Raw genomic sequence first — 24,434 nt, 5'->3', positions numbered from 1 at the left:
CGCGACTCACACGCGGTGCTGCGGCGGACGCGTTCCCCGGGGTAGGCCGATCAGCTCCTGCAGGCGAGCAGCAGCCCGGGAAACGCTGGGATCGAAGCCGACGAGTCCATAGGCCTTGACCACCGTGCCGGCCTTCGTCGTCAGAGCGACCGTGCGCAGCCAGGAGGTCGGGCTGTTCCGGACGATGAGGCCGTCGTAGTTGCGGACCCGCACGTCGTCGATGTCGGCGAGGGCGATCCGACGCGTGCTCAGCAGGTTGCGGACGACCGCGTGCGAGTCGGCAACCGCGACACCCATCCGCGCCGCCCGGACCGCCGCGACGATCGAGACGGCCGCGAGCAGCGCTCCGATCGGGGGGAACCCCGGTTGCGCCGCAGGACCGGGATCGATCATGCCCCCGACGCACACGAGGGCGAAGAGGGTCCAGTACGCAACGGCGACGGCGCGATAGGTGCGCGTCCGAACGACGCCGCGCGCCGTGTTCTCTGCCGTCGATGACACGCGCGAGAGTATGCGGCACCTTCTCCCCCGCGTGGTTCCAGCCGGAGCCGTTGACGCGGACGACGGATGTCCTCCATGGTCGGGCGATGCACTCGGCGATCGCACTCTCCGACGACGCGGACGACTTCTCGCAGGCGAGATTCCGGTTCGCCCCTCCCGACAACGAGGCCCCCGCCGCCGTCGGCGTGAGCGGCGTCATCGGGCGGGGCACCGACACCGCGATCCTGCTGGTCGGCCTCGCTCGCTACACCGGCGGGCTGCACATCGACCTGGCGATCCGCCGCCGCCTCGACCCCGGGCCGGACGACCACCTCCATGTCACGTTCAACGCGGGGCTGCTCGTCGGCGTCGAGCTCGCCGACGGTGGCACCGTCGTCGCCGGGTACGACGACTGGAACAACCTGCCCGCCGCGGACGAACCGCTGCTCACCCACCGGGGCGGTGGGGGCGGTGGTCGCGAGTGGTCGAGCACCCTCTGGCTGACGCCTGCGCCGCCGCCCGGGGACCTGGTGGTCGTCGTCGCGTGCCCGGCCCTCGGCGTCGACGAGTCGAGGTTCACGGTGGACGCCGAGGCGCTCCGAGCCGCGGCCGACAAGGCCGAGGTCCTGTGGCCCCGCGAGCCGGACCAGGTGCACCATGCGGTCCGGCAGAACCCCGTCGACGTACCGCCCGGCGGCTGGTTCGAGAGGGCGTTCGCCGCCCTACCGACCGACGAGCCCGCCGGCTGAACCGGCCGACCACTCGTCCTCGAGCACGGCGTACTGGTAGGCGTCGCGATCCTGCGGTGACGGTTCGCGTCGCATCCCGAGCCGCTCGAGCAGCCGCCACGACCGGGTGTTGTCGGGGCTGCATCCGGCGGTCACGCGGTGCGCACCCCAGCTCCGGAAGCAGACGTCAAGGAGCGCGGCGCACGCCTCGGTCGCGTAACCCTGACCCCACTGACCGGGGTCGAAGACGTACCCGAGGGTGTACGTGTGCGGGTCGTCGCGGTGCAGGTACAGGTTGCCGATCAGCCGGTCGTCACTGCTGCGGCACACGGCCCAGAACGACTCGTCGCCCTCGCGGTCGAACGCGAGCTCGTGGCACTGCAGGCGGCTCTGCACGCCATACGGCTCGAAGCGGACGGCCTCCGGCTGCGACAGGTAGCCGTGGAGCGCATCGCCGTCGGACGCGGTGAAACGCCGGATCGTCAACCTGTCGGTGCGGATCTTCTCGAGGGCGCCGGCGCCCTGCTTGGTGATCACGCCCACCAGCCTGGCCTCGGCGCAGGCGTGCCAGGGTGGACCTAGGTCACCGTCAGGACGGGAAGTGCCTCCACTGCCCTTCCGAGACCACCTCGACGGCACCGTCGACCACGGTGATGGCCGTCTGGTCGTCCATCGCGTAGGCGGGCCCACCGACGCGGGCCGCCCAGCGCTCCGCGGCGGCCATCGAGTTCCCCGGCGTGCCGTCGGGAGCCAGGTGGGGACAGATCGAGAAGTCGACGATCCCCAGGGTGCTGTCGTCGCCGGTCGGCGGCTTCCACCCCACGAAGTCCTCGCCGATCCGGGGGGTCATCACCATGCTCCCGGCACTCAGTCCCACCCAGACGGTCTCGCGCAGCGACGGGATCAGGTCGGCCAACCCGGACTCGCGCATCCAGTGGCACAGGTAGAGGGCGTCGCCGCCGGCCACGAGCAGCACGTCGGTCTCCCGGACCAGCGGCACCCAGCGCTCGTCGTCGATGCTGGGCAGCGCGGTGAGCTCCAGCACGCCGACGGACTTCCAGCCCAGGTCGACCATGGGGTTCTCGGAGGTCCCGCTGATGAACTCCCAGGGCTTGACGCCGGGGCCGACCCACGGGTGCCCGTACTGCGCGGTGGGGATGCACAGGGCGGTGGACTCGGAGATGGGCTTGCCCAGCAGGGCGACCAGCGCCTCGCGGATGCTCGGGTTGGTGACGCCGCCGGAGGTGAGGAGGAGCTTCACGACGCCCACCGTATCGACGGTCACCGACGGACGAGGCCCAGCCACCGGGGCACCCGCCGCCGGTAGTCGTCGTACGGCGCACCGAACCGCTCGTGCAGGAACCGCTCCTCGGGGAGGATCGCGCCCCAGAGGACGAGGAGCACTGCCGCCGGGAAGAGGGCGAGCCCCCAGAACGTCGGTACCAGCAACCCCAGGGCGAGGTAGAGCACGAGCAGGCCGACGTACAACGGGTTGCGGGAGAGCCGGTACGGGCCCTCCTCGATCATCGCGCGCGTCGCCTGCCCCGGCAGCAGCCCCGTCTCGTGCCGGCCGAACAGCCACAACGACCAGCCGTTCCACACGACGACCAGGGCGACCAACGCCCAGCCGAGCGGGATCCGCCAGCCGCCGAGGTCGACCGGGTCTCCCCAGGCTCGCGTGGCCAGCCAGCCGACGACCAGCGGCGCACCGATCGCGACCGGCGGCCAGAGCCGGAACGCCACGACGCCCGCAGGACCGCTCGCCATGGCGTCAGTCTCGTCCGGCTAGCGGCGCGCGGCCCAGACCAGCACGCCGGACCCGTCGACCTCGTGCAGCTCCACGACGGGACCACCCGCGCCCGCCGTCAGTACGTCGCCGGGCTGCGCGGTGCCGACCTCCCACGTGCCGTCGGGCCGCTCGTAGGTGAGTGCGGGGCCCGGGCCGGCGTCGAACGGCAGCGAGGCCGTGCCGCCGTCGGCCAGCAGGCACACCGACCCGTCGCGACCCGCGTACGCGCTGGCGCCGCCGGGGAGCTCGGTGATCGACCCGGCCGGCAACTCGTCGCACGCGTACACGACCTCGCGCTCGGGAGGCGTCGTCACGGTGGCGACGACCGCCCACGCGACGAGCGCCGCCGCCAGCCCACCGGGCAGGAGCCGGCGCGCCGACGGCAGCGACGGGCGACGCACGACCGCCAGCACGGTTGCCGTGAAGGCGAGCCCGAGGAGCCCGCCGATCGTGTTGAGAAGCAGGTCGTTGACGTCGAACGCGCGCCACGACCACCCGACCGCCGCGGACACCAGCAGCTGGACGGTCTCGATCAGGAGCGTGACCCCGAAGCACGCGAGCACGAGCGCCTCGTACCGCCAGCGCACGACCAGTGGCAGCAGGATGCCGAACGGGATCGTCATGAGGACGTTGCGCTGGACCTCCCACCCGCCGAGCAGGTCGGGCCGCCGCAGCGCGAGGTCGTAGGAGGGGCCCGTGCCTCTCTCGAGCTGCATGGACGGCAGCGGCAGGAACGCCGCACCGGCGAGCACCACGAGGTACAGGACGAACGCCACGGTGGCCGCGCGGCGGAGGGCGGGAGCGCGCTGATCGGTCACCGCACCAGCGTCACCGCGCGACGTAGGCCGGCGCGTCCCCCGACGGCCGGACCGTCCGTCAGCCCACGGTCGGACGTCGCGGGGTCAGTCCACGTCCTGCGCGGCGAGCGCGTCGGTCAGCAGACCGACCAGGGCCTCGAGCTGCACGTCGGTCGACGAGGCGTCCTCGTCCCCGGCACCGTCCAGCGCCCGTGCAGCCAGACCTGCCTTGCTGTCGATCAGCTCGGCGATCTTGGCGTCGATGGTCTGCGCGGCGATGATCCGCCACGCGGTGACGGGCTCGTCCTGGCCGATCCGGTGGATCCGGTCGATCGCCTGCGTCTGCTCGGCGTCGGTCCAGGACAGCTCGGCCAGCACCAGGTTGGACGCGACCTGGAGGTTCAGCCCCACGCCGGCGGCCATCAGGGAGCAGACGACGATCTGCACCTCGGGGTCGTCGGTGAACGCGGCGATGTTCTTGTTGCGCGTCCTCGTGGTCTGGTCGCCGCGGATCGACGCGTACTTGATGCCGCGGTCGGCGAACGTCTGCTCGGCCTGGTCCATCACGTCGATGTGCCTGGCGAAGAACACCACCTTGCCGACGTTGCGGGCCAGCTGCGCCGCGTAGTCGGCGGCCAGCCCTGCCTTCGCCTGGCCGATCCGACGGACCATCGTGAACACGTTCTCGCCGCCGGTCTGCGAGCTGGAGTCCTTGAGCTCCGCGGCCGCGACCCGGCGCACGAGGTGGTCGTCGATGCCCTCCACCACGGCGCCGCTGCTGGTGTGCCACTCCACGGCGGCCCGGTAGCGCTCGACCAGCCGGGTCGCGAGGGCGGCCTCGGCGGCGCGGATCGAGCGGCCGACCGCGCCGTCGAGCTCGACCGGCAGGTCCGCCACCCGGCGGGCAGGGATGTCGGCGACGACATCGATCTTGCGACGACGGACGATGCCCATGTCGATGACGCTGGACCGCGCGGCGGCGGAGAACCCGCGGTCGGCCGGGGTGAGCCCGGACTCCTCGAGGGCGGTCATCAACGCGCCGAGCGGCTTGGTGTCGTCGATCCAGCCGAGGAACTGCCAGATCGCCCGGAAGTCCTCGATGTCGTTGATCAGCGGCGTGCCGGTGAGCGCCATGAGCAGCGGCCGTGCGGTGCGGGCGCGGATCCGCTCGGAGATCGCGAGGACGTGCTTGGAGCGCTGCGACGACTTGTTCTTGATGAAGTGCGCCTCGTCGACGACCATGCCGCGGAAGCCGTGGTCGCCGAGCCAGCCGACGTGCCGGTCCAGGAGCTCGTAGTTCACGATCACGACGTCCGCGAACCCGTCCATCCGGTCCCCGTCGCCGTGCACCACCGTGGGCCTGCGGAACGGCGTCCACATCCCGACCTCGTGCGCCCAGTTGGTCTTCACCACGTTGGGCACCACGACAAGCAGCGGGAAGGCGTCGGCCGCCTGCGCGGCGAGCAGCGCCTGGGCGGTCTTGCCGAGCCCGGGCTCGTCGGCGAGCAGGAACGTGCGGTGACCGTTGGCAGCGGCCGTGACGACTCGCGCCTGGTGCGGCATCAGCTCCCGTCCCGCGGAGACGGACACGGGCCGGGCCTCGGGCAGCGTCATGCAGGCGGGGGCGCCGGTGGCGGCGACCTCGAAGGACCGGAACAGCGGTTCGAGCAGCTCCCAGCCCGCCAGCCGGTGGGTCCGCGGAGCGACCCGCGCGGCGGCGGCCGCCTCGTAGTCCGGAGCGAGGAACGGGTTCGAGAGCTGGCGTGAGATGACCGACCGCGGGACCACCCGGTTCTCGACGCCGGGCGCCGGCGCAGCGGGCGCGGCGGGCGCGGGCGGCTCCGGGGGCTCCAGCCCTCCTTCGCGCATCAGGGTCGCCTTGTAGTCGTGCGCCGCGTCGGAGACCTTGGCATCCTCGGCCAGCAGCGCGAGCAGCGACGTGTCGCGGGCTGCGGTCCTGGCCAGCATCGTCGCCACGCCGTCGAGCCGCTTGAGCTGCTCGGCACGCTTCGCCGTGGTCAGGCCGGTGTCGGCCTTCACCCGGGCCCGCTCCTCGCGCACCAGCAGAGCGACGACCTGGAACTTCGTGCGCATCGCCGGGCGCGTCGGCGGTCGCTGCACCGCGCGGTCGACCTCGCGGGCGACGTCGGCGAGCACCGGGATGATGCCCTGCTCGGTCGGGCGCTGCGGGGAGCGGCGGCGCTGGGCGCCGGGGTCGGTGCGCGCGCGACCGGACCCGCGTTGGCCTGGTCGAGCCACGTCTCCTCCTTCGCCAGCATCGCGCGCCGCGACTGCGGCGCCGAGCGTCGTGCAACGAGCACCGGGCCACAGGCTCGGGCCAGGGCGCTCGGATCGGTCACCGCGCAGCATCCCCGCGTGCGGGGCACGCGGTCCGGCACCGACGCCGACGGTGACACGCCGCCGGGCTTCCTCGTGAACACCGCGCGGCACGGTCATGGTCCGGCGTGATCGCCGGAGCACTGGGAGCCTACCGCCGAGTACCTCGACCTGGTCAGCGGCGGCGCTGAATGCCCGGAGTTTTCGCTGGGTCGGCGATCCCGACCCAGCCGCAGCACCACATCGCGATCGGGATACTGGCTGCATGGTCACGCAGCGCCGTCAGCCGTCGTTCAGCGAGATCGTGGACGCGGTGAAGGCGACGCCAGCGGCCACACCCCCCGAATCGGATCGACCCGGCGTCCGCGCAGACGGCCAGATCATCGACCCGCTCGGACGTGCCTACACCGAGACCGCACGCGACATCTCCTCGGCTGCCGCCCACGACGCCGCGGCCGCGGGCGCTCAGGTGGCCTGGGACCCCTGCGGCTGCGGCGGCTACTGCGGGCTCCGTTGGTTCGACGTCGTCGATGTGGCTCGCATGGTCGTCGCCGGCCGCCCGAACATCCGACGAACCAAGAAGGCGTACGGCAGCATCTCGGAGTACCGCGGCGAGGATGGGCGCGTCCTCTTGCTCGTCGAGGCCGATGTTCGCTGGGGTGACTTCCTCGCGTAGAAGCGGCCGATCCGGTGCCGCCGAGCCGTCAGGGACGCGCAGTGGCTGGTCCGTAGATCGTGATCTGCATGCTGCCACCGACCTCCATGTCGACCCGGGCGCAGTCCACCTCCTCGTCGGGGACGCCGGTCGTCGGCCAGTGGTGCTCGGTGCCGAGGGCAGCCTCCGCAACCTTCTGGGCATCCCCGAGGCTCACGCACGTGTGAGCGATTCCCACGCGAAGAGCGGTGCGGATACCGGACGTGGTGGGTCCGGCGGTGCGCTCCCAGTCTTCGGAGCGGAGGGGAAGCACGTCGATGGTGTGGCTGGCGGGATCGAGCATGTCGAGGGCGGCGCACTCCATGCCGGGTGGGAGCAGGTCGGCGTCGGGGACGTCGTCGGTCACGATGGTCCACCCGGTCAGGTCCAGGCGGTCGAGCTCAGCCCGCGCGAACTCCTCGGCCTCGGAGGTGGAGAAGCAGTGGGACGAGCCGCCGTCGACCCAGTCCCTCATGGATGCGCGCAGCTCCCGCTCGGCGCCAGCGGTCGGGGACACCGCGAGCAGCTCGGCACCCTCGGGTACCTGGCCGCGTGGGGTCACGAAGACCGCGTCGCCGTACTCGAACGCGACGGGATCGCTCAGGGGTGGAAGGCCGGCCTGGGCACGGTAGGTGTCGCAGTCGGCGACGGGGTCGCCGGTGAGGTTCGGTCCGGAGACCATCGCGACGCCGGCCGCGGTCTCGTTCCAGACGCTCTGGCAGTTCGGGCCGTCCCCGGTGCCGCCGAACCACTGCTGGTGCACGGCGTAGGCGGAGCCGCCGCCGACGAGCGCGATGCTCAGACCCGCGATGAGCGTGCTTCGACGGCCGATGCGGCGCCGACGCGAGGTGGATGAAGAGTCTCGTTCGGTCATCGTGATTCCTTGACGCAGGGCGCGCACGGCACCTGGGTCGAGGTGCGACAGGTCCAGCCCGGCGACCGGGTCGGCGCTGCGCAGCTGCGCGATCACGTCGTCGTGTGTCATCGGACCTCCTCCACCTCGGGACGGGCGGGTGCCCATCCATCCCCTACGTGTCCGGATGGGGCCACCCGTTGCTCGTCCGCGAGGGCGGTCATCTCACGGAGGAGCCGCTGGCGGGCTCGGTGCAGTCGGACCCGGACCGTGGCGCGCGAGACGCCCAGGGCCACCGCGATCTCGTCGCGCGCAAGGTCCTCCCAGGCGACGAGGCGCAGCAGCTCGCGGTCATCGTCGCCGAGCCGTTCCAGCGCGACGGTCACGTCGCTGAGGTCCGCGGGCGGTGCCGCGATGTCGGTGAGGCCGTCGCGGAGCCTGTCCGCGAGAGCGTGCCGCCGCCGCTCGCCGCGGTAGTAGTTCGCCAGCACGCGGCGCGCGACGCCGAACAGCCACGGGCGTGCCTGGTCGGCGGGCGGGACGTCCTCGAGCCTTCTCCAGGCGACGAGGTACGTCTCGGCGACGACGTCGGCTGCGTCGGCGGGGTCGGCGACGCGTCGGACGGCGTAGGCCAGCAGTGCGCGGTGCGTGGCGTCGAACAGCGCTGCGAAGCGCTCCTCCGGCGAGGTCATGAGGCCCTTTCCGACGACGAGACCCGATGCTGCCCACATGTCCGGCCGGGAACCGAGCGTTGCACGGCCGAGGCACCTCGCTCGGTGCGTATCGAGTCCGGCGTTGCACGCGACCGGCGTCAGTAGAACCCGCCCTCAGGATTCGGTGCCAGGTACACGTCGACCAGCTCGTCGCGGAGCACGAACCGGACCTGTGAGGTCGGCTCGCCCGACGGTGCGGGTGGGAACATCTCAGGCGGGAAGTCGAGATCGGCGACGGGGTCGAGCGACGGTGCTGAGCAGCGGACCATGACGATGCGATTCTCCGCGACCATCGCGAGGCACCGCTTCGCCTCCGGCGTCGTCGCGCTCCAGACCTGCAGCTCGCCGTACGAGCCGTAGGAGACGAAGTCGGCCTCCGTCACGCCCAGGTTCGTGGCGGTCTCGTCGTCGAGAGGAATGGCCCCCCGGTCGGGATCGGCCTGCGGCGTGAGCTGCGCTACCGGTGCGGGCTCGCTCGACTCGTTGACGGCGAGGACACCGATGGTGACGGCTGCCACCAGCACCGCAACCGCGGCGATGACCCATGGCAGGACGCGTCGGACACGCCCGTCGTGTGGATCTCGTGGTGTGGTGTCGAGCGCCGGCCCGTCGGCTTGTCCGCCTTCAGTCGGGGGCTGGCGGCCCATGGCATCGGGCACTGTCGGATCGTGCTCACGGCCGTTCATCTGCGGGTCCTCTCGATCGGATCAGCCGGGCTGACTGCTCGCGCTGTGGACCGGAACAGTGGCGCGGCGCCCTGCTATCCGCGCGACGCGGCCGGGTCGGCGGCCCTCACGAACACGTAGACGTTGACGTGGTCGCCCTCGAGCGCGAACCGGATGACACTGCCGTCCGGCAGGCCGGCGAAGACTCCCGGGGGGAGGACGGAGAAGCTGTAGAACGGCCCCAGGTCGGCGATGGGGTCGTCGCCTTGGGGCGAACACACTTCGGCACCGATCCCCTCCCTGAGCCCCTGGCCGGGGTGGGCCACGAGCAGGCACGTCGTGCCGTAGCGAGACTCTCCGCTCCAGACACTGAGGCCCCCCACGTCCTCATAGCGCCGCATCTCATCGGCACTGAGATTCAGCGCGTTGAGAGTGCCGTGATTGTCTTTCGGCTCATCCGCGTCCGCACCGACCGACTCCAGTGCGAGCACGTAGTCCTGTGCGAGCACGTAGTCCTCGGGCACGTCGGGCGGCGTGGTGAGGCCCAACCTGCCCGAGGTGAGGATCACGACGGCCGCCGCACCGACGAGTGCTGCCGACCGGAGCCACGCCTTCCCGCGACGCCGGCGACGCTGTTCCAGAGGCGCGGCCGACGGGTCGGAGGGTTCGACGAGCTCGACGTCGGCCATCCTGACCACCCGATTCCGCCTTGCGGATCGCTTCGCCACCATCGGACATCCCCCGCGGCCGTACCGCACGCAGCACTCCGTGTGCGTCACGGTCGAGCGAGCGGCTCCGTGAGCGCTTGTTCGGGTCGCGTCAGCCAGGTAGCCCCGACTCGGGTCGGGTCCTCCACGCGGCGAGGTGTCACTCATCACCGTCCACCGAAGCGGGACGACGGTCAAGAGTCGCCGCGGTCCGAGGTCCGCGGTGGGCGCCGGGCACACCTACGACGGCAGCCGCGTGGAGAAACTCAGCGGTGACCTGGTTCTTCCGGACCGGCCACGTCACGGCCGAGACCTCGGAGCGACATGGCAACAAGCAGGAACCCCATGACCGAGGCACCCGCGATCACCACGATCGCCGCCTTTCGCCAAGCCGGCGACAGGTAGTTCGAGCTAGCCGCAGGCGAGGGGTAGTCCGAGTACACGGGGATGCCCCACGGCAGAACGACGATGGTCACGACAGATATCGCGACGAGGGCGACACCGATCCAGAGCATCGCTCGCGATCTGGATTGAGCCGTCACGGGCACTACCTTCCGTTAGCCGATGAATCGCAACCTACAAGCAGCCGGACCGCCGGCGGGTGGGTTCACTTGGGGCACATTGCCCTGGGCCGATGTGGTCTTGCGTCCTTGTGCGCTCGGGCGGCCCTACTGTCGTCGAACGGTGGTGGATCGCCGGAAGGAGAGCACGTCGTGGGCGCATGGGGACCGGGGCTCTACTCGGATGACTTCGCAGCCGACCTGAGGACGACGATCAGGACGGTGTGCCGCCTGCCCCTCTCGGGCGAGGAGATCGTGGGACTCCTCCAGGAGCTCGAGCCGGTGGCCGCGACCGCTGACGACGAGGACTACACGACCTTCTGGCTGGTCGTCGCCGACCAGTTGCATCAGCGCGGAATCGCCTCCACTTCCCGAGAGCGCGCGCTGTCCATCATCGACGACCGGTCGAACCTCATCGGTCTCGCGGAGCGTGAGATGTCCGAGGCAGACCTGCGCAAACGCGAGGTCGCTCTGAGGACGCTCCGCGGCAAGCTCGAGAGTCCACTCCCGGACAAGCCGCGACGGGTGCTTCGCTCGCCCCAGCCCTTGCTCGTATCGCCGGGCGAGGTGTTCGCCTTCCCGGTCGACGCCCGCGGGAATGTCCGAAACCCCTACTTCCCTGACGGCGTCGATGCCGGCATGGATCCCGTCGGCTGGGGCTGCTGCGTCGTCGTAGCCGCAGACCACGCGCTGGGCTACCTGGCCTGGTATGCGGTCCAGCGCGACCTCACGATCGAGCCGGAACGACCGACGCTGACTCGTGCCGTCGAACGACTTCAGGGTCGACCCGCCGGGTTAGGGACGCTCAGCAAGGCCCATCTGCGTCGGATGGGTTGGGAGAATCTGGGGACCATGGCGACACCTGATGTCGTGCGGCCCGCGCCCGACGAGATCATGCAGGCAGTGGCCTCGGATATCTCGATCTCCAACGCTCTCTGCCGCTGGGAGAACCTCGCGACATAGGGCGTCAGCGCGTCCGATGCGTGCGGCCCTAGAGTCCTTCGTGTCCGCCCTCCGGCCAGTGCCCCGCTCCTGCGCGCCACGCTTCGAGGCGTTCGTCGAGCACGGGCGCGATGCGGTCGTAGTTCTGCCAAGTCCCCCGAACTTGGTATGGGCCGGCATCCGGGAAGACGCGTTCGCAGTCCTCGAGATAGAGCCGCTCGTAATAGGCGCCAGCGAAGGCATTGGCTTCGGCATTCAGCATGGACGACATGAGAACGCCGTCCCACTCGGCGTACAGGTCGTCGGGGCGCCCGCGGCGGTTGCGGAGCGCTGCGATGTTGCGGGGACTCTCGGTGACGAGCATGTCCCCGACCATGTTGCGGTCGGCGATCCACGCAAGGAAGAAGCCCGTGTGCACGAAGGCCTGACGCTTTCGGGTCCATCGCGGGAAGTCGCCGTCGTAGTGCCACTTCGCCTTGTCGTACGCGACCGGATTCTCCGAAAAGAACGTCCCGAACCGGCGTCGGTGGCGCACCCGCGACGCACCAAGCGATCGTGTTCTGGACAGAGCGCACCTACAACCCCCGCCGACGCCAGCGCGCCCTCGGCACGCTCACACCCGTCGAGATCGGACTCGCCTTCACCGACCAGACCGCAGCCATTGCGGCCTGTTCACCAGGTGCAGCAGTCCCGGGAGACCCCCTCTGAAGCGACCCAAACCTAGCCGGCCGGCCGGCATCCTTGATGCCCAGACAGCGCCTCCCGGCGTAGAACGACAGCGATGAGATGCACCGATACCGAGCCGACGACGCGAGCGCTAGTGTCCCGCTATGGACATCCCGGGGCAGTCCGAGCTTCAACACCGCATACGGCGAGCTTGCCTCGATGAGGACGCGAGGCCGCTCGTGTTCATCCTCGGAGCTGGCGCATCTGTGGGTGCCGTCCCCGGAACCGCCGAAATGGTCAACTACTTTGAAAAGTCTCTCGCCTCAGACCCGGAGGACCTCGCTGACTTCAAATCCACGGTGCGCACTCTTGATGGGGCACAGCAATACCAGGCCGCCGCCCGTTTCCTAATCGAGCGCGCAGGACTAACCCATCTCAATCGCGTGATTAGGCTCGCCACTCTCCGAGCACGAACCCCTACCGTTTCTGCCGAACTCGCGCGGAACTATCTCAACGACGAATCACGATTGAAGGATCTCGAAGACGACTTCGCCGGATGGGCAATTCCACAGGGAATCGCGGCCATCGCTCGAGTCTTGTCCAGAGTACCCATCGATGTTCGCGGTCCGATCCTTACAACAAACTTTGATCCACTGCTCGAGACCGCCCTGCACGCATGTGGAATCGAATCCTATCCGATCGTTGCCGACGGAGATGGTTCATTCACATATCCAGAGCGGCCGTCGGCCATTGTGCCCGTTGCGCACCTACACGGCTATTGGCGGCTCGGAGACACACTCCACACGTCGGCGCAATTAGAGCGGCCTCGACCCCGATTGCTGGCAAGCCTTCGGCAGATACTGACGAACTCGACCTGTGTAGTGCTGGGGTACGGCGGTTGGGACGATATCCTCACGTCGTCCATCCTCCAGCTGGTCGCAGAGGGCAATCAGCGCTTGCTGGAGGTGTTGTGGGCCAACCATGGTCCGGAGCCCACCCTCGGCGCACTGCGCGGCAACGACTTGCCGGGCCGAATTCAGCCATACGTGAACGTTGACATTAATTCTCTAATGCCCGCCGTCGACAATGCACTTGCATCGCGTTCCAAATACCGACTGACTTCCGCGCTATTTAGGAAGAATCGCCAGGCCATCAGCGGGTGCACTCCTATCGACACCGAATTTCGAAGGTTTGAAATGGCGCGCGACTCCAGTCCTGCGCGCACACTCGCATTCTTTGATGGACGGGAGCCCAACTGGGGCGATATCTTCGGCGGAGTAGCTGCTCCTCTTGCCCGTTCGAGGGCAATTCTCGGGGATGCGCTTCTCTGGGAAATCGCCTCCCCCGGCTACCTGATCGAAGGGCCAACTGGAGAGGGTAAATCGACAGTCTTGAAGCAGGTCGCCGGCGCGCTCGCGGAAAGGTCCGAATACCAAGTTTGGTGGGCGAATCAGGGCGACCGGGTTGACGTCGACGCCTTGCTCGCGCTGTCGGTCACGTCCGCTCGAATTTGTCTCTTTGTCGACGACGCGGACCTCCACGTGGCCGAGTTGGCGGAGCTGCTGGAACGAATCGAAGCGGACGAACGCACAGACATCCGTGTCTTTATGGCCGCCCGGGACACAGACTGGAGGCGATCAGCGAGTCGATACCCGATCCCGAATGGTCGTTACGTCCGTCACATTGTCAACGGAATATCGCTCGCCGACGCCACCATGCTGGTTGAGGGTTGGAGCGCGTGGGGCGGTCGCGGACTGGGGCGCTTGGCCGACATATCCGGTTCATCCGCAACCCGTGCGGAGCATCTGTATCAGCAGAGCCTGGGCGCCGGCGAAAGCGCGCTCCTCGGCGCTCTCCTGAGCACGCGCTACGGCGGGGAGTTTCGCGAACATATTCGCGAATTGCTTGCGCGGCTAGGAAGAGTTGCCCTCCCGGGACGAAAGACACTGCTGGATGGCTATCTGATCGTCTGCGCGGTACATGAGATGGGTCTCGGATCGACGGCGATCGAACATCTCGCGTGGGCTCTTGGTCTGACCGAAGCAGAAACTCTACCACTCGTCGTTAACCGCCTTGGATTTGAGGCGGCTGCTCAACGCCATGGCGACTACCTGGCTCCGCGGCATCCTAGGATTGCAAGAGTTGCTATCGAGCTGGCGGAAGAATTTGGCCGGCCGCTCGATCAAGTATTGCACGATTTCGTCGCCGACGTGACCGCACACTCGGTGGGTTCACGTTGGGGCGAGGAGACTCTTGCTGTTGTATTCGCTGGGCAACGCATCGAGAGTGAGGACGTGGCAGTTGCGGCTATGGCCGGTGCGGTTGCCGGAGATCCGTCCCAACTGCGTCTTCGATGCGCACAGATTGGCGTATATCGCCGCTTCGAGAAATTCGATCTGGCCGAGAAGGTATGTTCGCGTGCGTGGTCCGATTTCTCCACCTTGTCGGACACGAGAATTGCGATGCGCTCGTTCTACCGAGAGTGGTCGCGGGTGGTCGGACTGTTGGGAGACTACCGCGCATCGGCGGCCCTGAATGCCTGCGCGCTTCTAGACCTTCCTGAGGCGGATAGAAACGATCGAAACAACGCCGGACGCGCGCTTTCGGGTCTTGCTTTTTGCTTGCAGCAATTGGGTCCAGACACTCTTCAGCAGGCTACGCAGTTCGCCGGAACCTGCGCCGAGGAGGCCATGAATATTGCGACAGATTCGGAAACGCGTGCCCAAGCCGAGCGAACGCTCGGCCGCGCGGTCTACGACGGATATCAGACGGCAAAGAACGACGCCTCGCACCGACAGGTCGTCCGCGACTCCGTGCGCATTTCATTGACGCTATCAAACACCGGCCCCGCCCGCCAATTGCGGGCTCGAGCAGACGAGATTCACGACCTTCTTTTCCTGTTGGGGATCTGACGTCGGCGCTGATCACTCCAATTCAATTCTTCGTCAGTCGAGGCGCAATACGGTCGGCTCGCAGACGTTGGCCCACTATTCATACTGTAATACATTGTCAAATGCTAGATGCGGGCCGCGTTTCCCGCCACCAGAGCCCGTCGGTTCATGCTTTCGCATTTCGAGACGGAACAGGCGATGCGTGGCCCGGGACGCACTGACGAGCCTGCCGTGCAGGTACTGGCGTCGCGGGCGTCGGTCACACGCTCGGCGAGGCTGCGCCTACCCCGGTGAGCCCGTGCATCGCAGACATGCAAGAAGAGTCGGGCTGTGATCCTTCGCTAGCACGTTGCCCGTCGCCGATGAGCCGCTAGAGACTGTGCGGCCACGCAGCTCGGCTCTAGCGATGGCAGACAGCTCCAGGACGAAAGACGTTGACCACCTGCGGGATGCGGACAAGGGTCGGCCTCATGCATTCGACCCTGGCTGTCTCCGGCAACGCGGACGACGTCGCGCAGGCGAGATCCCGGTTCGGACCGCCGGACAACCGAGCCCCCTCCGCTCTCGGTGGGAGCGGCGTCATCGGGCGGCCGGCGGACGTGGTGAACCTACTCGTCGGCCTCACTCGCTACACCGCCGGACTGCAGATCGAGCTGGCAATCCGGTGTCGTCTCGATCCCGACCTCGGCGCTCGCGTGCACCCGGCAGTCGACGCGGGACTCTTCGCCGGAGTGGAAATCGCCGAAGGACGTACCGCCGCCCTAGCCGGGCGCTACGTCCGGAACAACTGGCCGGCAGCAGACCAGCCGAGGCTCACCGACTGGGGTGGTGGCCGCGAGATGTCGAGCGCCCTGTGGATGACCCCAGCGCCGCCGCCCGGAGCCCCGGTACTCGTCGTCGCCGACCCGGCCTCGGCGTGGACGAGTCGAGTTTCACCGTGGATGCCGAAGCACTTCGAGCTGCGGCCGAGACGGTTGAGGTCTTGCGGCCGAGCCTGCTTGATCAGGCGTATCCGGCCGCTCAGCCGCCGCTCGACGTACCACCCGGCGGCTATCTCACACGGGTACGTCCGTCGGTAGAGACCGACGAGACTGGCTGACTCTGCGGCTGAGCGGTGGTGCCTTCCGTGGCACACGCAACCCGCCGCCCGTGGTGCCTTCCGCGGTGCTCGGTGGCGAGGGAGGTTCGGAGCCCGTAATGGTCGCACCCAGGCACGGATTGCGCGCCGGCGAAATCTACCTCGCGTCTCGCGCACATTTCCGCGCAGCAATCTGTAGGAGCACTCGCCAGAGCTGCTCCCACGGGAGGTGATTGCGGTGCTGTCGATGCACAAGCTGACCGTCGGCGACGGATACGCGTACCTGACGCGGCATGTCGCGGCCGGCGACGCGGGGTTGGCCGCTGGCGACTCGCTCACTGCGTACTACGAGCTGACGGGTAACCCGCACGGCCGGTGGATCGGCGGTGGTCTGAGCGCACTGGGCGACGGCCGGCTCAGGGTCGGCGCGGCCGTCTCCGAGGCTTCGATGACGGCGGTCTTCCGCGACGGCCGCGACCCCATCACCTTCGAGCCGTTGGGCACGCCCTACAAGCAGATCGTGCCCGACGAGGGCTGGCACACCGTCGCCGGCTACGACCTGACCTTCACGGCGCCAAAGTCGGTCTCGATCCTCTGGGGGCTGGCCGACGACCGGACGCGAACCGCTCTCCATGACGCGCACAGTGCTACGCGGGAGCGACGACCCTGTGCGACGTTGAGCGGGCGTCGGTGGGCCGGCCGCTGCGCAAAGACGCGGGCGCTCCTGCTGACCACAGAGTCACTGCGCGCGCCGCGGCAGGATCAGACCTCGAGGAGCGACGGGTCGTGCCACGTGTCTCGATACTCAGGAGCGATGAGGAACCGCGAGCCGGGTGGCATTGCCAGCAAGTCAGAGATCTCTGGCAGTCGTTCCACCAAGTGATGCTGATGGATCGGAACGAAGAAGTCGCCGTCCGGGCGCAGCTCACCCGTCCAGCAGTACCAGCCCGAGGTGTCGGCAGTCGGCGGATGGCGGAGGCCGTGGATCGGGTAGGACCAGGTGCTCCCGAGCAGGGAGCGAGACACCCCGAGCTTGAGTTCCACCAGTCGCAACCTGCCTTCCAGCGTCACTGCTGACCACATGCTGACCACGAACCGGACATTGCGGTCGCGACCACGACACCAGTCGCACTCAGGATCGCTCTGACCTGCACCAACACACTGTGCGCCTGGGCAGATTCGAACTGCCGACACCCGCTTTAGGAGAGCGGTGCTCTATCCCCTGAGCTACAGGCGCGCGATCCACGGGGAACGCCGGAGAGCCTACCGAACGCGCGGGCGAACGACCGAAGGCGAACGCCTCACCGGCGCCACCGGAGCACGTCGCGGACGGGCCGCAGGTACACACCCTCGGCGGCCAGGTCGGTGCGGGCGTGCCGGCGGTGGTGCAGCACCCCTGCGAGCCCGACGAGCCACGGCAGGAGCAGCACCGCGAACGCGATGCGGTACGCGTCGAGCGTGTACGTGGCGGCCCCGGGCGGTGAGACCAGCTGGAGCACCAGCCCGACGGCGAGCACCCCGAGGATCGTCGAGGTGAACCCGCCCATGTTGACGAACCCCGTCGCCGCCCCGAGCCGGTCCGGGGGCGTGAAGGTCCGCGCGAAGTCCACGCCGACCAGGGAGATGGGTGCCCCGGCGCCGAGGACGACGACGAACAGCAGCAGCTGCCACAGCGGCCGCGGGGTGTCGAACGCCAGCAGGACAGCCCAGGCCACGAAGGTGGCGCCGGCCGTCGCGAGCACCGCCCAGCTGCGGCGCAGCGGGTGGCGGGCGGTGAAGTGCCCGGCCAGCGGTCCCGTGACCATGGCGGAGACGGTGAGGACGATGAGCAGGAGGCTGGCCTCGCCGGGGGTGCGGTTCTGGGCGGTGACGAAGAACGGCACGCCCCAGAGCAGCGCCACCACGTTGGCGGAGAACGGGCACAGGAAGTGGCTCCAGAAGCCGAGTCGCGTGCCGTGCGGGCGTGCCGCCGAGCGGACCGCGGAGAAGAAGCGCTCGGACGTGGGCGACGACGACACCGCGGAGCGGATGCCGACGAAGGCGACCGACGCCGCCACGACCCCGAGGCCCGCCAGCGTCGCGAACGCGACCGTCCAGCCCCGCGAGTGCAGCAGCCACGCCACCGGAATCGCGGAGGCGAGCTGGCCTGCCTGACCGATGAGGCCCGTGGTCTGCACCATCACCGGCACGCGGCGAGGCGGGAACCACTCGGCGACCAACCGGCACGCGCCGATGAAGATCGGGGCGTCGCCCGCACCGATGAGCACGCGGGCCACGAGGGCCCACCCGACCTCGTCGGAGACCGCCAGAAGAAGTTGTCCCGTGGCCATCACCAGGGACCCGGCGACGAGCACGGACCGGGCTCCGAACCGGTCGAGCAGCTGGCCCGCGGGGAGCTGCATGCCCGCGTACGCGGTGAGCTGGACCACCGAGAAGAGCGCGAGCATGGTGGCGGAGAGCCCGAACCGGTCGATGGCGTCGACGCCCGCCACCCCGAGGGCCGTGCGGTGCATGACGGCCGTGAAGTACACGACGACGGCGGCGGCGAACACGACGCCCGCGGTGCGGGGAGTCTCTCCCGATCGCGTCGTTCGCACGCGGCACCGTACCCCGCGGGCACGAGGCCACCGCTGGGCGTCCGCCGCAGAATCACCCCAAACGCCCATAGACCCGCGCAGACCAACCGCGGGACGATCGCCGCAGGGGAAGGCTCAGCGGAGGGGGACCGCGATGGCTGCGCTGCGTGAGGCTGATCTGGCACGGGAGACGTACCGGCATCTGAGGATGATCCTCGTCGCGCTGGCGGCGTTCCTGCTCATCGGCTCGATCTTCGGGCTCGTCTTCTTCGGCAAGTTCGAGGGGTCCATCAGTGCCAACTACCTGGGGCCGCTGCGCGACGTGTTCGTCGCGGCGCTCGTCGGCATCGCGGTGTGCCTGGTGGCCTACCGGGGGCGGACGCTGGAGGACTTCGCGCTGAACCTGGCCGGGTTCTACGCGTTGTTCGTGGCGTTCGTGCCGACGGACCTGGACGACACCCTGCGGGGCATCACGGACCCCGCCATCCGCGAGGAGATGGTCAACGGCATCCGGGTGTCCACCATCTCGGTGCTGGTCGCCGCGGTGGTGCTGGTGATCGCCGAGAAGCTGACCGGCAACTGGCCCGGCGACGCGCTCGGCTCCAAGCCGAAGAAGGCGAAGGGCTTCTACCGGTTGTCCTGGCTGCTCGCCGCCGTGTTCGTGGCGCTGCTGGTCTATCGCATCTGGGAGGGCACGGACTTCGCCTGGATCCACTACGCGGCGACGTTCGGGCTGATCATCAGCATGTCGGTCGCGGTCGCGTGCAACGGGTGGCCGAAGGCGGCGGGCGAGGACGACCTGCCGGACCAGTCGCTCTACAAGTGGATCGCCGTGGGCATGACGCTCGGCGGGATCGCCGTCCTCCTCCTGGCGTACTGGCTGTTCCGTGGCTACCACGTGGCCATCGCCGAGTGGTGGGAGGTCGGGCTGTTCCTGATCTTCTGGGTGCGGGAGACGATCCGGAACTGGGACTCCCCCGCGAGGGCGAAGAAGGCAGCGGAGGCAGCGGCCGGAGCGGTCTAGCGCTCGACGCGAGACAGTCAGTTCCGCGTGGCAGGATCGCGGGATGACGACGGAGCAGAAGCAGGCGCCCGACATCACCAAGAACGCGGGCGACACCGAGCTGTGGGTCGAACGCACGGGCAAGCGCCTCTACACGGGCCGCAACTCGCGCGGGGCCGAGGTGCTGATCGGCAGCGTGGGCGTGGAGAACGTGTTCAGCCCGGGCGAGCTGCTGAAGATCGCGCTGGCCGGCTGCAGCGGGTTGGCGGCGGACGCCAAGCTGAGCCACTACCTGGGCGACGACGTCGACGTGACCATCAAGGCCTCCGGCATGAGTGACACCGAGGAGGACCGGTACCCCGCGATCGCGGAGGAGCTGGTCGTGGACCTCAGCGCGCTCGACGCGGCCACGCGCGAGCGCCTCATCAACCTGGTGCACCGGGCCATCGACTCGCACTGCACGGTCGGCCGCACGCTCGACGCCGGCGCCACGGTGCAGCTGACGGTCACCGGGGAGCGCTGATGCCGGCCCTCGTCGAGGCGGCGCTGGCGAAGGCCGTCACGATCCCGTCGGCGACGATCCACGCGCACGTCGACTCGTTGCGCCGCCGGAACCCGGAGGCGACGCCCGAGCAGTTGGTGCGCCTCCTGGAGAAGGAGTACCTGCTGGTCGTGCAGGGTGCCGGTGGCGCGGTGGGCGCGTCGGCGGCGGCTCCCGCGGTGGGCACGGGCGTCGCGCTGGTGCTCACGGCCAGCGACGTGGCCACGTTCTTCGCGGCGTCGGCGGCGTTCTCGCTCGCGGTGGCCAGCGTGCACGGCATCGAGGTCGAGGACTCCGACCGGCGTCGCGCGCTCCTGCTCACCACGATCCTGGGCGACTCCGGCGGCAAGATCATCACCGACGGCGCGGAGCTGACCAGCGTGAGCGTCGCGCGGGCGCTGCTGACCCGGATGCCGATGGCGACGGTCCGCAAGGTGAACACCACGATGACCCGCCGGCTGGTCCGCACGCAGCTGACCAAGCAGACCGGGCTCGCGGTCGGGCGGCTGATCCCGTTCGGCATCGGCCTGGTGGTCGGCGTCGCGGGCGCACGGGCGCTCGGCAAGAACGTCATCGAGGGCGCGCGCAAGGCGTTCGGTCCGCCGCCGCTGACGTTCCCGAAGGTCATCGAGATCGCGGGCCCGAACGACACACCCGTGATCCTGCCCGCCGAGCCCAAGCGGCTGACGGGCAGGTTCAAGCGGATCGGCTCGAAGAAGTAGGTCCTACCAGCGCGCGTGCACGTGCTGGCGGATCCGGCCGTCGTAGATCCCGCGCAGCCCGCCGAGGGTCTCCTCGTCGACCGGTGCCAGCGACGCTGCCGCCGCGTTCCCGACCGCCTGGGCGGCTGAGCGCGCACCGGGGATGACGACGGACACGCCGGGCTGGTCGATGATCCAGCGCAGGGCGAGCTGCGCGGTGGTCCAGCCCTCAGGGGTGAGCGACGCGACCTCGCGCGCGGCCGCGACGCCGACCTCGAACGGCACGCCCGCGAACGTCTCGCCGACGTCGAACGCTTCCCCGGCGCGGTTGTACGACCGGTGGTCGTCGGCTGCGAACTGCGTGTCCTCGTCGTACTTGCCGGACAGCAGTCCCGACGCCAGGGGCACGCGGGCGATGATCCCGACGCCCTCCTGCACGGCCAGCGGGAGCACCTGCTCGAGCGGCTTACGACGGAACACGTTGAGGATGATCTGCACGGTCGCGACGTGCGGGCGGACGATCGCCTCGAGGGCCTCGTCGACGGTCTCGACGGAGACGCCGTAGGACGCGATCCTGCCCTCGTCCACCAGCACGTCGAGGGCGTCGTAGGTGGACTCGCGGCGGAACACCTCGGTGGGCGGGCAGTGCAGCTGCACCAGGTCGAGGGTGTCGACGCCGAGGTTCTCGCGCGAGCGGTCGGTCCAGGCGCGGAACCAGGAGAGCGTGTAGGCCTCCGCGGTGTGCGGGTCGGCGCGGCGGCCCATCTTCGTCGCGACCGTGATGCCGTGGTCCGGGCCGCGGGAGCGCAGGAACGTGCCGATGAGCTTCTCGGAGCGTCCGTCGCCGTAGACGTCGGCCGTGTCGAGGAACGTGACGCCGGAGTCGACGGCCGCCTCCAGCACGGACAGCGCGGCCTCCTCGGTGACCGATCCCCAGTCCGCACCGAGCTGCCAGCAGCCCAGCCCCACCACTCCGACCGACCGACCCGTACGTCCCAGAAGCCTCGTCTCCATGGACAGCGACGTTACCCGCGCGGACGATGGCCAGGTGACGAGCATCCCGATCGACGCCGTGGTCCGTTCCTTCCCGGTCGACGCCACGACGGCGTGGGACCTCGTCACCGACCTGCGCAACCACGAACGGTGGATCCCGCTGACCCGGGTGACCGTGGAGGGGTCGACCGTGACGGCGGTCTCCGGTCCCCTGGCCAAGCGCGGCTTCCCGGGGCTGACGGACGTGATGACGATCGACACGTACGAGCCGCCGACCGGCGACGAGCCCGGCATCGCCACGTACACCAAGGTCGGCCGCGTGCTCAAGGGCCACGCGAGCATCGTCGTCGTGCCCGCCGGACCGTCGTCGAGCAAGGTCTTCTGGAGCGAGGAGGTCTACCTGGCCGGCCCGCTCCCCCGGCGACTCACCGGGGCCGTGCTGAAACCGTTCCTCGGCGTCATGGTCCGGTACGCGCTGAGGCGTGCTCGCAACGAGGTCCGCGCAACAGATCGCAACTCCTAGCCGGATCTGCGCAACGGATCGTGCCCCAGCGCGCAATCCGAGATGAACGGTCCGGGCCGTACCGGCTCGTACCCTCGTGGGAACGACACGCCACGAGGAGCCTTCATGACCCCGACCGCCCCCGGACGTACCGATCGCCGCTACCTGATGTGCGAGCCCGTCCACTACACGGTGTCCTACGAGATCAACCCGTGGATGGACAAGACCCGGTTCACCGACGCCGACCTCGCGGTCCGTCAGTGGCGCACCCTGCGCGACACGTACCTCGACCTCGGCCACACCGTCGAGACGATCGACCCGATCCCCGGCCTGCCGGACATGGTCTACGCGGCCAACGGCGCCACCGTGCTGGACGGCGTCGTGTACTCCGCCAAGTTCCGCTACGCCGAGCGTCAGCCCGAGGGTCCCGCGTACCAGAAGTGGTTCGCCGACCGCGGCTACGTCACGCACACCGCCGCCGAGACCAACGAGGGCGAGGGCGACCTGCTGGTCGTCGGCGACCTGGTCCTGGCCGGCACCGGCTTCCGCACCGAGCGGTCCGCGCACGCCGAGCTGCAGGAGCTGTTCGGCCGCCCGGTCATCTCGCTCGACCTGGTCAGCCCGCACTACTACCACCTCGACACCGCGCTGGCCGTGCTGTCGAGCGACCCCGCCGACCCGCAGATCGCCTACTTCCCGCCGGCGTTCTCGGCCGGCTCGCGTGCGGTCCTGCAGCAGCTGTTCCCGGACGCGGTCGAGGCCACCGAGCGCGACGCGGTCGCCCTGGGCCTGAACGCGGTGTCCGACGGGTACAACGTGGTCGTCGCGCCCGGTGCCGTGGACCTCGCGGCTGCGATCGCCGAGCGTGGGTACAACCCGATCCCCGTGGACACCAGCGAGCTGCTCAAGGGCGGCGGCGGCGCCAAGTGCTGCACGCTCGAGATCCGGCCCGCCTCCGGTTCCGGGCGATGACTCTCGTGGAGGTGGCCCCGGCGTCGGTCCTGGCCCCCAACTACCACCCGCTCCCGGTCACCCTGGTCGACGGCCTGGGCTCCTGGGTCACCGACGACGAGGGCAACCGCTACCTCGACCTGCTGTCCGGGTACTCGGCGCTGAACTTCGGCCACCGGCACCCCGTGCTCACGGCCGCGGCGCACGCGCAGATCGACAAGCTGACGCTCACGTCCCGCGCGTTCGACCACGAGCTGCTCGAGCCGTTCGCCGCGCGGCTGGCCGCTCTGATCGGGCCGCTGGTCGCCGGTCCGCCGATGGTCCTGCCGATGAACACGGGCGCCGAGGCCGTCGAGACCGCCATCAAGGCCGCACGCAAGTGGGGCTACGACGTCAAGGGCGTGCCCGCCGACCGCGCGACGATCATCGTGGCGGACGGCAACTTCCACGGCCGCACGACCACGATCGTGTCGTTCTCCACGGACCCCGACGCGCGCCGCGGCTTCGGCCCGTACACGCCTGGGTTCCGGGTGGTGCCGTACGGCTCCCTCGAGGCGCTGCGCGACGCGATCGACGAGACCACGGTCGCCGTGCTCCTCGAGCCGATCCAGGGCGAGCAGGGCGTCGTCGTGCCCCCGGACGACTACCTGCCCGGCGTGCGCGCGCTCTGCACGTCGCAGGACGTCCTGTTCATCGCCGACGAGATCCAGTCCGGGCTCGGCCGCACGGGCACCACGCTCGCGTCCGAGCTCTGGGGCGTGAAGCCCGACCTGGTCACCCTGGGCAAGGCGCTCGGCGGCGGGGTGCTCCCCGTGTCGGCCGTCGTCGGCCGCTCCGACGTGCTCGGCGTCCTCACCGCGGGCACCCACGGGTCCACGTTCGGCGGCAACCCGCTGGCGTGCGCGGTCGGCCTCGCGGTCGTCGGCCTGCTGGAGACCGGCGAGCTGCAGGCTCGCGCCACGACGCTCGGGATCGAGTGGGGTGCCCGCCTGGACGCGCTCGTCGACGCCGGCCTGCTGGCCTCGTCGCGCCGCGTGGGCCTCTGGGCGGGGCTGGACGTGGCCGAGGGCCGCGGCACGGGGCGTCAGCTGTGCGAGCGGCTCCTGGCCCGCGGCGTGCTGGCCAAGGACACCCACGGCAGCACGATCCGCCTGGCTCCCCCGCTGACGATCAGCACGGAGGACCTGCACCTGGCCACGGACCGCCTGACGGACGCGCTGCGCTGACACGGACGTCCGAGGAAGTGGCTGCTCGAGCGACCACTTCC

At 69.6% G+C, this 24,434-nt stretch carries 25 protein-coding genes, 1 tRNA gene and 1 pseudogene; 12 read left to right on the top strand and 15 right to left on the bottom strand.

Translation table 11 applies throughout. The annotated features are described in order from the left end of the window. Positions 1 to 6 precede the first annotated feature (6 nt). A complete protein-coding gene (locus ASD18_RS17885) occupies positions 7 to 501 on the bottom strand; it encodes a hypothetical protein (protein ID WP_056095466.1) in 495 nt (164 codons plus the stop codon). An 86-nt stretch (positions 502 to 587) separates the two neighbouring features. On the opposite strand from ASD18_RS17885, the gene ASD18_RS17880 reads away from it, so the two are divergent. Next, positions 588 to 1,229: a hypothetical protein gene (locus ASD18_RS17880; RefSeq protein WP_056095464.1), complete on the top strand. Its 642-nt coding sequence runs from the start codon at positions 588 to 590 to the stop codon at positions 1,227 to 1,229. Here the strand turns inward: ASD18_RS17880 and ASD18_RS17875 are convergent. The 5 genes from ASD18_RS17875 to ASD18_RS17855 form a co-directional block, all read right to left on the bottom strand. After that, entirely contained in the window at positions 1,203 to 1,745 is a 543-nt protein-coding gene (locus ASD18_RS17875; RefSeq protein WP_235522466.1) for a GNAT family N-acetyltransferase, read from the bottom strand. The two genes, ASD18_RS17880 and ASD18_RS17875, sit on opposite strands and share 27 nt — an antisense overlap. Positions 1,746 to 1,797: 52 nt before the next feature. Next, positions 1,798 to 2,469 carry a Type 1 glutamine amidotransferase-like domain-containing protein gene (locus tag ASD18_RS17870; protein WP_056096429.1) on the bottom strand — a complete coding sequence of 224 codons (672 nt, stop codon included), beginning with the start codon at positions 2,467 to 2,469 and terminating at the stop codon, positions 1,798 to 1,800. 20 nt (positions 2,470 to 2,489) lie between these two features. Continuing rightward, entirely contained in the window at positions 2,490 to 2,975 is a 486-nt protein-coding gene (locus ASD18_RS17865; RefSeq protein ID WP_056095458.1) for an isoprenylcysteine carboxylmethyltransferase family protein, read from the bottom strand. 18 nt (positions 2,976 to 2,993) lie between these two features. Next, positions 2,994 to 3,815 carry a VanZ family protein gene (locus ASD18_RS17860; RefSeq protein ID WP_056095455.1) on the bottom strand — a complete coding sequence of 274 codons (822 nt, stop codon included), beginning with the start codon at positions 3,813 to 3,815 and terminating at the stop codon, positions 2,994 to 2,996. 84 nt (positions 3,816 to 3,899) lie between these two features. After that, complete coding sequence (locus ASD18_RS17855; protein WP_056095452.1) at positions 3,900 to 6,053, bottom strand: DEAD/DEAH box helicase; 2,154 nt, start codon at positions 6,051 to 6,053, stop codon at positions 3,900 to 3,902. 343 nt (positions 6,054 to 6,396) lie between these two features. Between ASD18_RS17855 and ASD18_RS17850 the strand changes: the two genes are divergently transcribed. Further along, positions 6,397 to 6,807: a hypothetical protein gene (locus ASD18_RS17850; protein WP_056095449.1), complete on the top strand. Its 411-nt coding sequence runs from the start codon at positions 6,397 to 6,399 to the stop codon at positions 6,805 to 6,807. Positions 6,808 to 6,835: 28 nt separating this feature from the next. Here the strand turns inward: ASD18_RS17850 and ASD18_RS17845 are convergent, their stop codons facing one another. The 5 genes from ASD18_RS17845 to ASD18_RS17825 form a co-directional block, all read right to left on the bottom strand. Further along, positions 6,836 to 7,810, bottom strand: a complete 975-nt coding sequence (locus ASD18_RS17845; protein WP_056095447.1) for a hypothetical protein — start codon at positions 7,808 to 7,810, stop codon at positions 6,836 to 6,838. Next, positions 7,807 to 8,370 carry an RNA polymerase sigma factor gene (locus ASD18_RS17840; protein ID WP_056095444.1) on the bottom strand — a complete coding sequence of 188 codons (564 nt, stop codon included), beginning with the start codon at positions 8,368 to 8,370 and terminating at the stop codon, positions 7,807 to 7,809. Before ASD18_RS17840 ends, ASD18_RS17845 begins: the two co-directional genes overlap by 4 nt. A 119-nt stretch (positions 8,371 to 8,489) precedes the next feature. Continuing rightward, a complete protein-coding gene (locus ASD18_RS17835) occupies positions 8,490 to 8,909 on the bottom strand; it encodes a hypothetical protein (protein ID WP_156388079.1) in 420 nt (139 codons plus the stop codon). A gap of 242 nt (positions 8,910 to 9,151) precedes the next feature. Then, positions 9,152 to 9,745, bottom strand: coding sequence for a hypothetical protein (locus ASD18_RS17830; RefSeq protein WP_156388078.1), 594 nt, complete (start codon positions 9,743 to 9,745; stop codon positions 9,152 to 9,154). Positions 9,746 to 10,029: 284 nt separating this feature from the next. After that, entirely contained in the window at positions 10,030 to 10,305 is a 276-nt protein-coding gene (locus tag ASD18_RS17825; RefSeq protein WP_162251764.1) for a hypothetical protein, read from the bottom strand. A 171-nt stretch (positions 10,306 to 10,476) separates the two neighbouring features. Here ASD18_RS17825 and ASD18_RS17820 point away from each other — a divergent pair, with 171 nt between their 5' ends. Then, the gene (locus ASD18_RS17820; RefSeq protein WP_056095433.1) at positions 10,477 to 11,286 is read left to right on the top strand and encodes a hypothetical protein; all 810 of its coding nucleotides are present in this window, start codon (positions 10,477 to 10,479) and stop codon (positions 11,284 to 11,286) included. A gap of 28 nt (positions 11,287 to 11,314) precedes the next feature. On the opposite strand, the gene ASD18_RS17815 is transcribed toward ASD18_RS17820, so the two are convergent. Next, on the bottom strand, positions 11,315 to 11,800 hold the full coding sequence (locus tag ASD18_RS17815) for a hypothetical protein (RefSeq protein WP_056095430.1): 486 nt from the start codon (positions 11,798 to 11,800) through the stop codon (positions 11,315 to 11,317). Here ASD18_RS17815 and ASD18_RS21630 point away from each other — a divergent pair. The 3 genes and pseudogenes from ASD18_RS21630 to ASD18_RS21625 form a co-directional block, all read left to right on the top strand. After that, positions 11,766 to 11,973: pseudogene (locus tag ASD18_RS21630) on the top strand (hypothetical protein); the annotation flags it as partial. The gene ASD18_RS17815 and the pseudogene ASD18_RS21630 sit on opposite strands and share 35 nt — an antisense overlap. 122 nt (positions 11,974 to 12,095) lie before the next feature. Then, positions 12,096 to 14,843: an SIR2 family protein gene (locus ASD18_RS20850; RefSeq protein WP_082574231.1), complete on the top strand. Its 2,748-nt coding sequence runs from the start codon at positions 12,096 to 12,098 to the stop codon at positions 14,841 to 14,843. A 1,304-nt stretch (positions 14,844 to 16,147) separates the two neighbouring features. Further along, on the top strand, positions 16,148 to 16,783 hold the full coding sequence (locus ASD18_RS21625; RefSeq protein WP_235522465.1) for a relaxase domain-containing protein: 636 nt from the start codon (positions 16,148 to 16,150) through the stop codon (positions 16,781 to 16,783). A gap of 281 nt (positions 16,784 to 17,064) precedes the next feature. Here ASD18_RS21625 and ASD18_RS17805 read toward each other — a convergent pair. Continuing rightward, positions 17,065 to 17,137 (bottom strand) — tRNA-Arg (locus ASD18_RS17805). A 64-nt stretch (positions 17,138 to 17,201) separates the two neighbouring features. Beyond that, a complete protein-coding gene (locus tag ASD18_RS17800) occupies positions 17,202 to 18,497 on the bottom strand; it encodes a nitrate/nitrite transporter (protein ID WP_056095425.1) in 1,296 nt (431 codons plus the stop codon). 133 nt (positions 18,498 to 18,630) lie between these two features. On the opposite strand from ASD18_RS17800, the gene ASD18_RS17795 reads away from it, so the two are divergent. The 3 genes from ASD18_RS17795 to ASD18_RS17785 are packed head-to-tail and all read left to right on the top strand — an operon-like array spanning position 18,631 to position 20,742. Further along, the gene (locus tag ASD18_RS17795) at positions 18,631 to 19,500 is read left to right on the top strand and encodes a hypothetical protein (RefSeq protein ID WP_156388077.1); all 870 of its coding nucleotides are present in this window, start codon (positions 18,631 to 18,633) and stop codon (positions 19,498 to 19,500) included. A 43-nt stretch (positions 19,501 to 19,543) separates the two neighbouring features. After that, entirely contained in the window at positions 19,544 to 20,002 is a 459-nt protein-coding gene (locus ASD18_RS17790) for an OsmC family protein (RefSeq protein ID WP_056095419.1), read from the top strand. After that, entirely contained in the window at positions 20,002 to 20,742 is a 741-nt protein-coding gene (locus ASD18_RS17785) for a hypothetical protein (protein WP_056095416.1), read from the top strand. The genes ASD18_RS17790 and ASD18_RS17785 overlap by 1 nt, the downstream gene beginning before the upstream one ends. Before the next feature lie 3 nt (positions 20,743 to 20,745). On the opposite strand, the gene ASD18_RS17780 is transcribed toward ASD18_RS17785, so the two are convergent. Next, positions 20,746 to 21,735 (bottom strand): aldo/keto reductase, encoded by a 990-nt coding sequence (locus ASD18_RS17780; RefSeq protein ID WP_056095413.1) that lies wholly within the window; start codon positions 21,733 to 21,735, stop codon positions 20,746 to 20,748. A 34-nt stretch (positions 21,736 to 21,769) separates the two neighbouring features. Here ASD18_RS17780 and ASD18_RS17775 point away from each other — a divergent pair, with 34 nt between their 5' ends. The 3 genes from ASD18_RS17775 (at position 21,770) to rocD (ending at position 24,393) form a co-directional block, all read left to right on the top strand. Further along, on the top strand, positions 21,770 to 22,237 hold the full coding sequence (locus ASD18_RS17775; protein ID WP_056095410.1) for an SRPBCC family protein: 468 nt from the start codon (positions 21,770 to 21,772) through the stop codon (positions 22,235 to 22,237). Between the two features lie 105 nt (positions 22,238 to 22,342). After that, the gene (gene ddaH, locus ASD18_RS17770) at positions 22,343 to 23,188 is read left to right on the top strand and encodes a dimethylargininase (RefSeq protein ID WP_056095407.1); all 846 of its coding nucleotides are present in this window, start codon (positions 22,343 to 22,345) and stop codon (positions 23,186 to 23,188) included. Beyond that, positions 23,185 to 24,393, top strand: a complete 1,209-nt coding sequence (rocD, locus tag ASD18_RS17765) for an ornithine--oxo-acid transaminase (protein WP_056095404.1) — start codon at positions 23,185 to 23,187, stop codon at positions 24,391 to 24,393. The genes ddaH and rocD overlap by 4 nt, the downstream gene beginning before the upstream one ends. The last annotated feature ends 41 nt before the right edge of the window (positions 24,394 to 24,434 follow it).

The organism is Cellulomonas sp. Root137, from assembly GCF_001426725.1.
Classification (GTDB): domain Bacteria; phylum Actinomycetota; class Actinomycetes; order Actinomycetales; family Cellulomonadaceae; genus Cellulomonas.
The sequence above is the reverse complement of the archived record's forward strand: the minus strand, read 5'-3'. Positions and strand labels throughout refer to the sequence as shown.

Coding starts and splice junctions, on each gene's coding strand:
- ASD18_RS17880 (WP_056095464.1), top strand. CDS start 588: ATGCACTCGGCGATCGCACTCTCCGACGACGCGGACGACTTCTCGCAG.
- ASD18_RS17865 (WP_056095458.1), bottom strand. CDS start 2,975: ATGGCGAGCGGTCCTGCGGGCGTCGTGGCGTTCCGGCTCTGGCCGCCG.
- ASD18_RS17850 (WP_056095449.1), top strand. CDS start 6,397: ATGGTCACGCAGCGCCGTCAGCCGTCGTTCAGCGAGATCGTGGACGCG.
- ASD18_RS17845 (WP_056095447.1), bottom strand. CDS start 7,810: ATGACACACGACGACGTGATCGCGCAGCTGCGCAGCGCCGACCCGGTC.
- ASD18_RS17840 (WP_056095444.1), bottom strand. CDS start 8,370: ATGACCTCGCCGGAGGAGCGCTTCGCAGCGCTGTTCGACGCCACGCAC.
- ASD18_RS17830 (WP_156388078.1), bottom strand. CDS start 9,745: ATGGCCGACGTCGAGCTCGTCGAACCCTCCGACCCGTCGGCCGCGCCT.
- ASD18_RS20850 (WP_082574231.1), top strand. CDS start 12,096: ATGGACATCCCGGGGCAGTCCGAGCTTCAACACCGCATACGGCGAGCT.
- ASD18_RS21625 (WP_235522465.1), top strand. CDS start 16,148: ATGCACAAGCTGACCGTCGGCGACGGATACGCGTACCTGACGCGGCAT.
- ASD18_RS17795 (WP_156388077.1), top strand. CDS start 18,631: ATGGCTGCGCTGCGTGAGGCTGATCTGGCACGGGAGACGTACCGGCAT.
- ASD18_RS17790 (WP_056095419.1), top strand. CDS start 19,544: ATGACGACGGAGCAGAAGCAGGCGCCCGACATCACCAAGAACGCGGGC.
- ASD18_RS17785 (WP_056095416.1), top strand. CDS start 20,002: ATGCCGGCCCTCGTCGAGGCGGCGCTGGCGAAGGCCGTCACGATCCCG.
- ASD18_RS17780 (WP_056095413.1), bottom strand. CDS start 21,735: ATGGAGACGAGGCTTCTGGGACGTACGGGTCGGTCGGTCGGAGTGGTG.
- ddaH (WP_056095407.1), top strand. CDS start 22,343: ATGACCCCGACCGCCCCCGGACGTACCGATCGCCGCTACCTGATGTGC.
- rocD (WP_056095404.1), top strand. CDS start 23,185: ATGACTCTCGTGGAGGTGGCCCCGGCGTCGGTCCTGGCCCCCAACTAC.